12 protein-coding genes are annotated in these 13,148 nt (G+C 45.7%); all 12 read right to left on the bottom strand.

Annotated features, from left to right (window positions below; translation table 11 throughout):
• Positions 1 to 94 precede the first annotated feature (94 nt).
• A complete protein-coding gene (locus PF479_RS02800) occupies positions 95 to 1,018 on the bottom strand; it encodes a histidine kinase (RefSeq protein ID WP_298002017.1) in 924 nt (307 codons plus the stop codon).
• Positions 1,019 to 1,352: 334 nt separating this feature from the next.
• Positions 1,353 to 2,645 carry a sn-glycerol-1-phosphate dehydrogenase gene (locus tag PF479_RS02795; protein ID WP_298002015.1) on the bottom strand — a complete coding sequence of 431 codons (1,293 nt, stop codon included), beginning with the start codon at positions 2,643 to 2,645 and terminating at the stop codon, positions 1,353 to 1,355.
• Between the two features lie 87 nt (positions 2,646 to 2,732).
• Positions 2,733 to 3,494, bottom strand: coding sequence for an IclR family transcriptional regulator (locus PF479_RS02790; protein WP_298002013.1), 762 nt, complete (start codon positions 3,492 to 3,494; stop codon positions 2,733 to 2,735).
• Positions 3,495 to 3,496: 2 nt separating this feature from the next.
• Positions 3,497 to 4,444: an aldo/keto reductase gene (locus tag PF479_RS02785; protein WP_298002011.1), complete on the bottom strand. Its 948-nt coding sequence runs from the start codon at positions 4,442 to 4,444 to the stop codon at positions 3,497 to 3,499.
• Positions 4,441 to 5,469, bottom strand: a complete 1,029-nt coding sequence (locus PF479_RS02780) for an alcohol dehydrogenase catalytic domain-containing protein (RefSeq protein WP_298002009.1) — start codon at positions 5,467 to 5,469, stop codon at positions 4,441 to 4,443. The genes PF479_RS02785 and PF479_RS02780 overlap by 4 nt, the downstream gene beginning before the upstream one ends.
• Positions 5,466 to 6,233, bottom strand: a complete 768-nt coding sequence (locus tag PF479_RS02775; RefSeq protein ID WP_298002007.1) for an IclR family transcriptional regulator — start codon at positions 6,231 to 6,233, stop codon at positions 5,466 to 5,468. Before PF479_RS02775 ends, PF479_RS02780 begins: the two co-directional genes overlap by 4 nt.
• A gap of 59 nt (positions 6,234 to 6,292) precedes the next feature.
• Entirely contained in the window at positions 6,293 to 7,051 is a 759-nt protein-coding gene (kduD, locus tag PF479_RS02770) for a 2-dehydro-3-deoxy-D-gluconate 5-dehydrogenase KduD (RefSeq protein ID WP_298002005.1), read from the bottom strand.
• Positions 7,052 to 7,090: 39 nt separating this feature from the next.
• The gene (locus PF479_RS02765; RefSeq protein WP_298002003.1) at positions 7,091 to 8,371 is read right to left on the bottom strand and encodes a TRAP transporter large permease; all 1,281 of its coding nucleotides are present in this window, start codon (positions 8,369 to 8,371) and stop codon (positions 7,091 to 7,093) included.
• Positions 8,368 to 8,925 carry a TRAP transporter small permease gene (locus PF479_RS02760; RefSeq protein ID WP_298002001.1) on the bottom strand — a complete coding sequence of 186 codons (558 nt, stop codon included), beginning with the start codon at positions 8,923 to 8,925 and terminating at the stop codon, positions 8,368 to 8,370. The genes PF479_RS02765 and PF479_RS02760 overlap by 4 nt, the downstream gene beginning before the upstream one ends.
• A 61-nt stretch (positions 8,926 to 8,986) precedes the next feature.
• On the bottom strand, positions 8,987 to 9,997 hold the full coding sequence (locus PF479_RS02755; protein ID WP_298001999.1) for a TRAP transporter substrate-binding protein: 1,011 nt from the start codon (positions 9,995 to 9,997) through the stop codon (positions 8,987 to 8,989).
• A 58-nt stretch (positions 9,998 to 10,055) separates the two neighbouring features.
• On the bottom strand, positions 10,056 to 11,228 hold the full coding sequence (locus tag PF479_RS02750) for a uroporphyrinogen decarboxylase family protein (RefSeq protein WP_298001996.1): 1,173 nt from the start codon (positions 11,226 to 11,228) through the stop codon (positions 10,056 to 10,058).
• 196 nt (positions 11,229 to 11,424) lie between these two features.
• The gene (locus PF479_RS02745) at positions 11,425 to 12,888 is read right to left on the bottom strand and encodes an aminotransferase class V-fold PLP-dependent enzyme (protein ID WP_298001994.1); all 1,464 of its coding nucleotides are present in this window, start codon (positions 12,886 to 12,888) and stop codon (positions 11,425 to 11,427) included.
• Positions 12,889 to 13,148: the final 260 nt, after the last annotated feature.

Raw genomic sequence — 13,148 nt, 5'->3', positions numbered from 1 at the left:
ATTCCTACTATATCAATATCTTCTGCTTTCATTGAAATAACAGTTTGCAGTGTTTCAACAAACAAAACCTGATCGTCCACGAGCAACAGTTTTATCACATCTTATCCTCTGTCAGACGGTTTTTATCATGCAATGGTATGCTGATGGTCACTTCAAATCCGCCTGTAATATTATAGTAGTCCAATTTACCATTTAACTCATCCAATCTTTCTTTCATGCCGGTAATTCCGATACCTTCATCCATGACAGCCGTCCCTCTTCCGTTATCCTGCATACTGACTTTCAAAACCTGATCTTGAATCCAGAAATAAATATGGATTTCTGTAGCACGGCCATGCCTGAAAGAATTGGTTAATCCCTCCTGTATAAACCGGAAAACGGCTTTGTCTATGGGTATTCCAAAACTGTCAGGAGAGTTTCCAAACTCAGTCTGAACCTGTATGCCCGTCGCATCGGCAAAAACGGAAACTAATTGAAAGAACGCTCTTAAGCCTTTAGGACGTGCTAATTCCTTTGATCTGAGGAGTCTCATTGCAGCTCTGGTTTCTTCAAGGCAAAAGCTGGCTTCCAACATTGATTTTCCTATTAGATTTCCCGATTCTTCAGGATTTTTCTCGATCATCAGACTGGCAGCATCCAGCATTATTCTGATGTTTGTCAGTGAGTAACCCACCGTATCATGAATTTCTCTGGAAACCCGCTTCCTTTCTTTTTTAAGAGTTTCCAGCTCCAGGCTGTTTGTATAGGACTGAAATCCCAGGTTTGCTTTTGCCATACTGCTCATTGCATCATCCAGACGGCCTGTCAACTGTTTTTCTTCTTTTAGAATTTTTTTATTTTTTGCATAAAGGCTGAGAATAATGATACTGAAAAGAGAGTAAGATACAAAGCTGATCAGATCATGTATTGCAGGTCCTTGAAGTTCAGAATGAAAAGCATTTCTCGGTTTCTGGAGCATCATGGAAAAGATGAGACTGATTATCATGAACCAGGAACTGCGGGGATATTCAATATACATCACGATTTCCAGAACTAATGATAAAAAAAGGGAAAAACCAATCCAGATATAAGATCCCAGGGGATAAGTCATTAAGAACAACAAACATAGTTTTATAAATAATCCGACTGTTCTCATTGATGTATTTAAAAAATTAAACAAGCTGATAACCAAAGAAATTCCCAATAGTGTATAAAATTGCCATGCGAAACGATCTGCATCCTGAATCTTAGACTGGATAAGAAGAAACTGCAGTGCTGTCAGAAGAAGAAATGATGATGATAGTAATAGAATCATTGAATCGGTAGGTATATTTCTAAAAGGGCTTGCAGTTTTATTTTTCATCAAAATATATTCAATCAAGAGCCTCGAGAGATATCCGGAACTCAGAGGTCAGACTCATGTCATTCAGCAGATCCAGAATGCTATACCGATCTCTTAAATACTGGGCCTGAACAACTGTCATGCCGCATTGAGTCCAGGTCAGTCCAAGATCCCCGGGGCATGAGGGGCTTCCTGCTGTTGACAGCATGGAAGCAAACTCTTTTTCTGAGGGCAGGTACTCCTTCCAGGCAAAACACACCTGGTCCCACTCTCTCCTGATCTCTTCAAGGCGTCGACCAAAACGATCAGGATCACCATAAACCTTTTGATTCACTTCATACAGAAAAGTCCGATCTTCCAAAAAGGGAAAAAGTTCAGGGATGATTGACTCCCGCACAGCTGCCAGGGGAGGGTTTTCGAGTGCTTTCTCAAAGTCCCTTTGTGTCAGCCCCCTATCCATGAGCCAGTGCATTGCCTTTAAGGTACACACAGACCCGACGGCTACCTTAAAGCCGTGGGAAGGACTCTTGCCCTGATAACTGTAATGCTCCATCTCCCAGATATGGCTCATCATGTGCTCGGCTCCCGAAGCGGGGCGTGATTTCTTAAGATACTGCATGGCCAGTCCCGAGAGGTTGAGTCCTTCAAAGAGAGCAACCAGGGATGTAGGATAAGTAAGACGGGAACGGAGCGGATTCTGCAGTTCTTTCCAGACAATAGTGTCAATTGGATCTTCATTGATGATGTCTGCCAAAATCCAGTCTGCCCCGGCGGGAATTTTCGCTGCCAGGTCGGCATAACCGGAAGCCGTCATTTCAGGGGGAGCCGTTTTCAGGATTTCCGGATCTCCGATGATGAGGACAGGTGCCGGACAGGGTATGGTCTGTTTGATGCCCTCTTTTACGAGAGCCGCCCCATCCGAGGCGTAACCATCAACCGAGGCTGCCGTTGCGATCACCCCATAGTCCCGGTTCAATTCTCCGCAGGCACACTTGCACAGGTCGTTCAATGTACCACTGCCAATCACAATAGGAATGACATTCGGGGTAGATGACAGGATTCGTTTCAATGTCTGAACATGACGGTAATCTGCCTCGAGAACAGGAGCTCCTGGAAAAATGAACTGTCCAGCAGGGACTGCCAGACGACGGCAGCCCTCGGTATTGATGTCAATGAGGGGCAATGTGTTTTCATCAGCCACGAGAAAAACAGAGGCACCCGGCCAAAGGGCATCAAATGCGGCATCAAACTGTCCTAATGCACCCGCAGTCGTGATTAATTCTCTGGTATGATCTGCCAATGACAGAAGTTCTGAAGTGCCCATGTTCTTCTCCTTGATTTTCCACTGATTCCAATATACATGAGATTTCCCACGGCGGGGGGATATTATTGATGAGTTTGTTTTTCAGGGTCAGCTGTTGAAATGAGAACCCAGCCGTTCAGAAATTTTTTGTGCTGCCGATTGAACCAAAAGGGCAACAGAGGGGATATCCATCCTGCTGAAATGCTTCTTACCCCAGCTGGTACTGATAGAGGCGACAATATTCTTTCTGAAGTCATAGACCGGAACGCCGACACATTGAAAATCCAGTCTGTCTTCCTGATTATCCGTAGACCAGCCACGTTCCCTGCATTTCTTCAGCTCTTCCTTGAAATCCTCAGGATCGGTAATGGAATAAGGTGTATACCGAGTGATGCCCCTCTCTTTGATGAGGGCTGATACATCCTCATCACTAAAATCCATGATGAGAGCCTTCCCCAGAGCCGTTGTGAAGAGAGACCGCTTTTGCCCGACAATGGAGTAGGCTTTGTCCGCATCCAGGGGAGCGATCCTGTCGATGTAGCAAACTTCATGATCCAACATAGTCGCCAGAAAAACAGGAAAGCCAACCTGCCGGGACAATTCCATCAGATATGGATGAGCCTCTGTTTTCAATTCCAGGTTTGTGAGAAACAGGCTGGAAAGATCGATGAAGTTCAATCCAATCTTATAGATATTCATATCCTTGCTTTTGTCGACATATCCTTTTTTTACCAGATCTGCAGAAATTCTGTAGACAGTGCTGACCGGGAGCGACAGGGCGTGGGCCATGTCGCTTAAGATCATTCCCCGGGGAGTATGGGAGAGTAATTCTATAATGTCGCAGGCTCGGTCTATGGATTGTATACTCATTTTTATTCTTGATGAGGATAATACAAATCCTTGATTTTGTCATCACAGTCAGGGGAGACAGAGCAGGAGAGGGAATCCATATTCTCCTTCATCTGCTGTATCGTGCTTCCGGTAATCAGGGGAATAAATCCTTGAGATCTCATCCAGCTGATGACCAGAGTGTTGGCTGACAGGTTCTGCACCTCCCCTTCCTGTCTGAACAATCTTACAATTTCCTGATTCTGAGGGGTATTGTATTCCTCCGGAATGGTGCGGTCTGTTCTCCCGAAAAACCCCTGAAGCAGGGGAGAATAACAAAGCAATGCCACATTTTCGTGTTTACAGTAATCCAGAACGTCCACACTAGCAGGGAGTTGTCTGCCGAAATTGGAATTGACTTTAGGCCAAAGAACAGAAAGCCTAGCCTGAAGACAGCTATAGGGAGTCAAGCCCTTTTCCTGTGCCAGCAGATTTGACTTTGCCAGTCTCCAGGTTTGAAAATTACTGGCACCCAGAGATTTTACTTTTCCGGCTTTTATCAGAGAATGAAAAGCCTCCAGAGTCTCTTCCTGTGGAGTATTGTAATCATCACAATGAGCATAGAGCAGGTCAATCTGTTCCAGCCCCAGGCGTGTCAGACTCTTATCCACTTCCTGAAGAATCAACTGACGGCTTAAACCCTGGGGAACGTCACCATAGGGAAAGCCCATTTTTGTGGCGACCACAACATCCTTCCGGCAGCCTCTGGATTTGATCCAGCGGCCCAGCATATATTCCCCCACAGGTTCGGAGAATCCCGGAACCCATGTGGCATATTTATTGGCCGTGTCGAAGAAGCGCCCGCCCTGGTCATAGTAGTAATCCATGAGCCTGAAAGACTCTTCCTCGGAAACTTTAATACCGAAATACATTGTCCCCAGGCAAAGTTCGGAACCGGTCAGCCCACTCTTTCCCAATAGGACTTCTTTCATTTCAGATCTCCACACTGGATAAGAATCTTCATGACAGAGAGGTCTTCATCCAGATCTTTGAAGGCTTTCTCCATCTGTTCCAGTGGATAAATCTTGGAAATAATTACCTCTGAGGGAAATTCGGGAATATTCAGAACCGCCAGGGCTTCATCAAAGTCACGGGCTTCATAAACACGGGCTCCAAAAAGCTCCAGTTCTTTCCAGAAAAAATCCTTAAGGCAGACTTCTGGATTTTTGCCGTATATCCCCACCAGAACGATCTTCCCTCTGGGTCTTGTAAATGCTGTCATCGACAGAGCTCCTGGCTGTGAAGCAGAGACCTCAAAGACGACATCTGCCAGAGAACCCTTATTCATCTCTTTAATGGATGCGGCCATATCCTGTTTTATGGGATTTAGAGTCTTGATACCAAGAGATTGGGCAATAGAAAGACGGGTCTCGTTAACCTCGGAGAGCACAAAATTGACTCCCTTGTTTTTGAGCACCTGAGCGATGAGAATGCCGATAGGTCCCCCACCGATGATCAGGGCAAAATCATCTGATGAGATTGCCGATCGTCTGACATCATGACAGGCCACAGCTAGAGGTTCTGCCAGGGAGGCTACTTTAAGAGAGACACCTTTGGGAACTTTATGAAGGATTCTCTGATTCACATTCCAGGAAGACTGAAAGGCTCCTTCCGAATCCAGGCCAACAAATTTCAGGTTTTCACAGATATGAGTGAATCCTCTCTTACAGGTGGGGCATTCTCCACACCAGTCCAGGGGTCTGACGACCACGGCATCACCGATTTTATGATCCTTAACGGCTGATCCGATTTCTGTAATGATACCTGACATTTCATGACCGATGACCGCATCATTTCCGATTCGCCCATCCATGACACCATGGAAGGCATGCCGGTCGGTACCGCAGATACCGCAATAGGCCACATCCAGACGAACCTCTTCGGGTTTCAGGACCTCATTTTCTCTCTCAACAATTTCTATGGTTTGATTCCCTTTATAGAGAGCTGTTTTTTTCATTTTATTTTCTCCTGCTTCTTATATCCCATTCTTTTAGATATCTTTCCTGAGACTTCCAGTAATTGATCAGTGATCCTGATCCGGTCATCATCCTGAAGGTCCTCTTTATTAAATGACGTACTCACAGAGGCAATAATATGCCCCCTGTAATCGAAGATCGGCGCGGCAAAGCAGATGAGGCCGGGCACTGCTTCTTCGTCGTCCACGGTCCAACCCCTTGCAGAACTGATTTTCAGTTCCTTCCGAAGCTTGTTTTTATCGGTTATGGTAAATTCTGTGAAAACTTCAAACTCACAGGTTTCAAAATAGTGATTCAATTCTTTTTCATTGAAACCCAGGAGCAGTGATTTCCCCAGGGCGGTGCAGTAAAGGGGTTTGCGTTCTCCCAGTACTGTGTAGCACCTCAGATTCTGGTATATTTCATGTTTGTCAATATAGACTGCCTGATTGTCCATTAGAGTTGCCAGAAAAACAGTCTCCTTCAATGAGGATGTGAGATCCTTGAGGAAGGGTTCAGCAATCTGTTTCAAATCAAGCCCATTCAGATAGGAGCTCGATAGTTCAATAAACTTCAGGCTCAGGCAATATCGCTTATCCTGATCCTGACGGATATAGCCCCGGTCGGCAAAAGTGCCCAGGATTCTATGAACCGTGGTGATATTCAGATCAACCCTCTTTGAGAGCTCGGAAACGGTCAACCCGGTAATTTCCCGGGAGAGGGTTTCGAGGACCAGAAAGGATTTGTCAAGAATCTGCACGGCCATAGATATCCTCCTATACGAATGGGCGGCCGGAGGCAGTAAAGCTCCGGCCTATCCCGATATTAACGAGCCAGCCATCCCCCGTCTACTGCCAGGGTATAACCGTTGACATAGTCGCTGGCCGAAGAAGCCAGGAATACAGCCGGTCCGGCAACATCTGCGGGAAGTCCCCATCTGTCTGCAGGAATACGTCCGAGAATGGCCGCGGATCTTTCGGGGTCCTTTCTCAGAGCCTCAGTATTGTTGGTATTCATATACCCCGGGGCAATGGCATTCACATTGATGTTGTCTTTGGCCCACTCACAGGCCAGGAGTCTGGTCAGTCCCATGACGGCACTCTTGCTGGCTGTATAGGAAGGAACTCTTATCCCGCCCTGGAAGGAGAGCATAGATGCAATGTTAATGATCTTTCCGCCATTTCCCTGTTTCATAAACTGTTTACCCACAGCCTGACAGAAGAAAAATACCGTCTTGATATTGATATTCATAACATCATCCCAGTCTTTTTCGCTGAAATTGATGGAGTCTTCTCTCCGGATGATTCCCGCATTGTTCACAAGAATATCGACGGAACCGTACTTGGCGAGGGTCTGGTCCAGGATGCCCTGAATGGGATCGATAGACAAGAGGTTCGCTTCAATGCCGGTGAATTCTCCGCCCAGATCCGCGATCATTTTCGCAGTTTCGGGAGCGGCAACATAGTCAACACCCACAACCCGGGCGCCGGCTTCGGCCATTCCCAGACAGATGCCCTGTCCCAATCCAGTACTGCAGCCGGTTACGATTGCTGTTTTTCCTTTTAAATCAAAACTAATAGCCATAATATTTATCTCCTCATAATTCTTATTTTTTCAATTCAATTACATAAAAAGGGAAGGCAGCCATGTGCTGATTTCCGGTACATAGGTCACCAGGAGCAGAACCATGACATTACAGATAATGAAAGGCAGTGCACTCTTGAATATATCCATTATGGGCATACCGCAGATCTTATTGGCGGCATTGAGGCACATTCCCACGGGGGGAGTGACCAGACCGATGGCTAAGCCAGTTATCATGATGGCTCCAAACTGCAGCTCATCCACACCAAAAAAGCCCATCACCGGAAGCAGAATGGGACAAAGCAGCAGCAGGGCGGGTGCAACATCCACAAAGGTTCCAACAAAAAGGATCAGGATATCAATAAACAGAAGTATCCAGAATCGGTGAATCTCGAGTCCCATGATGAAGTTAGCCACCATGGCAGGGATCTGTTCAACCGCCAGTATCCATGTAAAAATCATCGAAAAACCGACGATGATCATGATGGAACTGGACATCATGACTGTTTTTTTCAAGATGCCCGGCATGTCTTTGACTGTCAGTTCCTTATACAGGAAGAATCCCAATATCAGTGAATACAAAACGGCAATTCCCGCGGATTCGCTGGCTGTTGCCACACCTGTGGATACAGATAGCACGATGACCAGAGGCATGACAATAGCCAGAAGACCATCTCTGGTTGTTTTGGAGATTTCCTGAAAACTGACTTTTTCCCGGGGGGGATGATACCCTTTCCTGGCGGAGTAGAAATAAACGAGCACAAGCTGAGAGAAGCCGATGAGGATACCCGGAATCATTCCTGCCAGGAATAATTTCCCCACAGACGCTCCGGAAATCATGGCGTACATCAGCATAGGCACACTGGGCGGAATGATCATTCCCATGGTGGAAGAAGCTACGGTGATTCCTGTAGCGAACCCCTTGCTGTACCCCTTTTTAATCATATTCGGGATAAGAACCGACCCTAAGGCAGAAGTATCAGCAACAGAAGAGCCGGAAATACCGCCGAAGATCATGGAAGCAACCACATTAACCTCTCCCAGGCCTCCCCGGATGGGTTTCACTGTCAGTAGACTGAAGTTAATCAGCCTTCTAGTCAGCCCCCCCCTGTTCATTAGCTCACCTGCCAGAATGAAGAGAGGCATGGCAATGATGACAAAGCTGTTTGTCCCCGACCAGACCCGCTGAGGCAGAGTGGATATAAAGGCAGGTTGCTCCAGCAAAAGATACAGGAGTCCTGAGGCACCCAGTGAATAGGCGATGGGAACACTGAGAAGGATCAGCAGAAACAGACATATCATCATTATCAACATACTCATGAAAGAACCCCCTGATCCTTAATTTCATTATCTTCTACAAAGATTCCGTCATCGCCGAATGCGACCCGTTCATAACCATACTCAGGTTTATCAATATGCATGAAATCTTTAAGAATATTGACCAGAGCATAGAAGATAGACAGCACACTGCTGATAGGGACCATCACATAGAGATATTTTGTGGGAACCTGCATACCAGGGGAGCGGACATCACCCACCTTATCAATCCAGATCAGACTGTTCTTGAAGAGGAAGATCATTACAAAGATAATAATAACATTCACAAAAACATCGATATATCTTCTGACCCGGGGGCCTCCTTTATCACGGAAATAGGCAATATTTATATGATCATACTCCCGGATTCCCAGGGCTGCACCAAAGAATGTCGTGGCCACAAAGACCATGGTGATCGCTTCTTCCGCTTTCACAAAAGTAATATTGAAGACATAACGAAGGAAAACGGACATGATAATACCCACAGTCATGATTCCCATCATCGAAAAACAGAACACAGATAGGATTCTATCCAGTGTTTTTATAAATTTATTCATTTACACCCTCGGAATAGAAAAATAGACCGCCCCTAAGGACGGTCTAAAATGTCAAATTAAATTACTTTCCAGATGCAATAGAGATTGCTCTGTCCAGCTCAGACTGGGTAAAAAAGCCCTTATCGATATAGTAGTCATAAACGGGTGCACAAGCGTCAATAAACTGCTGTCTTTCGGCAGCTGTGGGAGTATAAACTTCTACACCGGCGTCTTTGATGATCTGCAGATACTGATCAGAACTTTCGGCGCGCAGTTTATTCTGGTTCACAGTATAAACGTCTGCACCCTTATCCAGGATAGCCTGAAGGTCAGAAGGCAGAGAGTTATACCAGTCAAGAGCGACACAGAAGGGTTCAGGATTAAACATGTAATGCATGATGGTCATGTATTTCTGTACTTCCTGAAACTTCATTGTGGCAATGTTCATGAAGGGGTTTTCCTGACCGTCGGCAACTCCGGTTTTCAGTGCCATGTAAACTTCTACATAGGGGATTGAAACGGGGTTTGCTCCCAAAGCATCCATCGTTTTGATGATGGCTTCAACAGGAGGAGTTCTCATTTTCAAACCTTTCATATCAGCAGGTGTATGAACAGGTCTGATATTGTTGGTTACATTTCTTGAACCGGCATCGCCGTTTGCAAGGAGTTTTATTCCATATTGTTCGGCAGATTCATTGATTTCCTGACCAAGATCAGAGTCTGCAAATCTCATCAGGGCATCCTGATCTGCAAAAAGGAAAGGCATAAGATACAGGTTCAGCTTAGGAGTGATAGAATCAAAGACTCCACCAAGATAGCCTTCCTGAGAACCGAGCTTCAGAGCTTCCAGCATTTCTGCCTCTTTTCCAAGCTGTCCTGAAGGATAGATTTCGACAACGATTCTGCCATCGGATTCTTTTTCCACAAAGTCTTTAAAGACCAGCAGTGACTGATGTCTAGACGTGTCAGCAGGCATGGAGTGACCAAATTTCATGGTATACACTTCCATTTCATCGCTGTCTTTCTGTCCTTCTCCCCATGAGAAAGAGAGAGCAACTAACAACATAAGAGCAAAAACAAGATACTTTTTCATAACATAGACTCCTCTATTTTTTTCCGGATTCACATCCGGTATAAACCAGTTTTAAACCTCAGTACCCAGAAAACTCATACCAGGCATCCCACATGGCCCAGAAATTTTCGGGAGGTACATCTTCCTGAATATTATGGACAGGTACAAAGACAAATCCCCCGCCTGGAGCCAGGATATCAATATTCTTTTTAACCTCGTCTCTCACTTCCTCAGGACTCCCCTTGGAGAGGGTTCCCTGGGTATCCACACCTCCGCCCCAGAAGGTCAGATCCTTGCCAAAATCCTTTTTCAGACCGGCAAGATCCATGGTAGAGGCGGTGTACTGGACAGGATTCAGAATATCAATTCCCATCTCGATGAGTGTGGGGATCAAGGGGCGGACGGCCCCGCAGGAATGAAAGAAGATTTTGACCCAGGGCATTTTCTTTTTAATAAAAGCCAGATAGGTCCTCATAGCGGGGAAGACAAGATCCTCCAGCATGCCTTCCGAGACAAGAAGAGACTGCTGTGTTCCCAGATCATCACATTCGGCAACAACAAGAAATTCGTTTTCCAACTTGCGTTCTTTAATATAATCCCCGAAAATATCCCAGTATTGCATCTTGTGATCTGCAATCCGGTCCATGATGTCTCTCGTTTCATCCGGATACAAAGCCATATCCATATAGCCTTTTTCATAGCCTCTGAAACGGAGGTACATCTCGGTCAGACCCGCACAGTTTCTGTCGGCTATCAGGGCAGCACCAGCCAGGCCTTCTCGCTGGGCATCAAAAAGATCAAAATACTCTTTCTTTCTGCCCGATAAATCCGGAAGACTCAAGTTCTTGAGCACGTCCTTCATATCTTCATACTGTTCCAGAGGATGAGAAGTCTGATTGAAGTAGTAATCTTTTCCTTCCACCATCTCCCAAACACAGTTGAACTGATCAGTAAAAGACCAGGTATTTTCATTTTTTTTTAAGACTTTGTCCTGATCCAGGACTCGGCCTGCTCCGACCCGCCTTGTATCGGCTTTTAGTCTTAACAGCATATCCTCGGGAGGAATGATGATTTGAGAGACGATATCCACAGTTTTAGAATCATCATAATCTGCGGGCAGACCTCTTAGATTCATGGCTCTTGTAAAGGCAACCCCGGAAAGGCTGGTGACTGTTGTTCCGGCCAAATCATAAGGAACACGATCAGCTTCCTGGTGATTCAGGGCTAACTTCACACGGTTCAGGGATGTCATCAATAAGAACTCCATATTTAAAAAGACTATTCATGATTTCACATTATGAAATCTGTTTTTATTATACAACGATATGGAAATATGTCAAGTTTTATTTATTGACTCTTTATTGGGAATTATGGTTCTGCTTTTTGTGTAAACCAGAACCCCTCAACCAGGGATAGGTCCGGCTTTTTTAGATCATTAATATCGGATATCAGGGTCTGAATTCTTTCATTAAATCGGGAATTGCCAGCTCTCCTGCTTTTCGGGTAAACTCACCGCTTTCCTGGTGAAAATCATAATCTTTTCCCCAGGTCTTAAAGTTTCTGATCACCTGAACAACAGCTTGCCCGATGAACCGGGCTTCATCATCGGTCATGGTGGGATGCAGTGAAATCCTCACCCAGCCCGGTTTCTGTGTCAGGTCACCATGATCAATCATATCCGTAATTTTCTGCGAGGTATTATGATTAATAGAAAAAAGGATGTGTCCGTAGGTTCCGGCACAGCTGCATCCACCCCTGCTTTGAATGCCGAAACGGTCATTCAGAAGTTTCACAATCAGGTTATGATGCTCTCCCAGGGCATATACAGAAACGATGCTCAAGCGGTCTTTATTTTGAGGTTCCAGCATATAGACAAGGGGTTCCTGCCTCAGTTCATCCAGGAGGATCTTATAGAGTTCCTCTTCCCGGGCTCTGATTTTAACCGGATCCATGGCTTCTTTCACCTCAATGGCCAGAGCAGCCCGGATAGCCTGCAGAAACCCGGGAGTTCCCCCGTCTTCCCTGATTTCAATTTCTTCAAAATAACTGTGACTCCCGAAGGGAGTCGTCCATTTGACAGTCCCTCCTCCGGGCTGATCGGGAACGGCACGTTGATACAGGTCGTTACTCAGCACCAGAACTCCAGAGGAACCGGGTCCTCCCAGAAATTTATGTGGTGAGAAATAAATGGCATCCAACCGCTCTTCCTGGTCTTCCGGATGCATATTTATATCCACATAGGGAGCTGAGGCTGCAAAGTCTATAAAACAGTATCCTCCGGCTCGATGCATCATTTTGGCCATTTCATAATAGGGTGTAATAATCCCGGTCACATTACTGCAGGCCGAGAAAGCACCGATCAAAAGGGGTCTATCTTTGTTCTTTTTCAAAAGAAATTCCAGAGACTGCAAATCAGGAAGGCCTGTTGAATTCACACGAGGCAGGATTTCAACATCGCAGGCACACTCTTCCCAGCTGATCTGGTTGGAGTGATGTTCCATATGGGTCACGATGACGAGTGGTTTGTTCTCGCCATGGCAGGTTTCAGGACAGCCTTCAGGAAGGCGCAGTCCCAGGATCCGCTGCAGCTTACTGATGGCGGCGGTCATGCCAAAACCGGCCATGAACAGGGAGTCCCGGTTATCTGCACCCACATGTGTTTTTATTTTCTGCCTGGCATCTTTATAGGCACGGGTCATAGTCGTGCCGGTCAGTGTGGTTTCTGTATGAGTATTACCTATAAGAGGACCAATGTTTACGGTCATAAACTCTTCGATGGGCTCATAGAGACGGCCGCTGGCAACCCAGTCAGCATAGACAACAGGACCGGTCTCATCTGTGGCCAAAGTCATTTTCCGGTCAACACCTATAGTCTTGTCTCGAAAGGGGGCAAAATGTTCACTTAATGTCATAAAAGAGTCCTGTTTTGGGGAATGATTTCTATAGATAATAATCCCTTCTTCTGGATAGAACAAGGACTGGCAGTCTGTCGGACTTAGTGCTTTTGAAACTATTTTTAGAGATTTTTCTTCTATTTTAGGAACGAATGAGGAGAATATCGAGCATATTTGACAATTGAGTGACGAAGAAGAGATGGAAAAGATCAAAAATAGAACAATAATGATTAAGTCCGACAGGCTGCACAGACATGTCGTAATCAGGACTGCAGAAA

The sequence above is a fragment of the Oceanispirochaeta sp. genome (assembly GCF_027859075.1).
Taxonomy (GTDB): domain Bacteria; phylum Spirochaetota; class Spirochaetia; order DSM-2461; family DSM-2461; genus Oceanispirochaeta.
The sequence above is the reverse complement of the archived record's forward strand: the minus strand, read 5'-3'. Positions and strand labels throughout refer to the sequence as shown.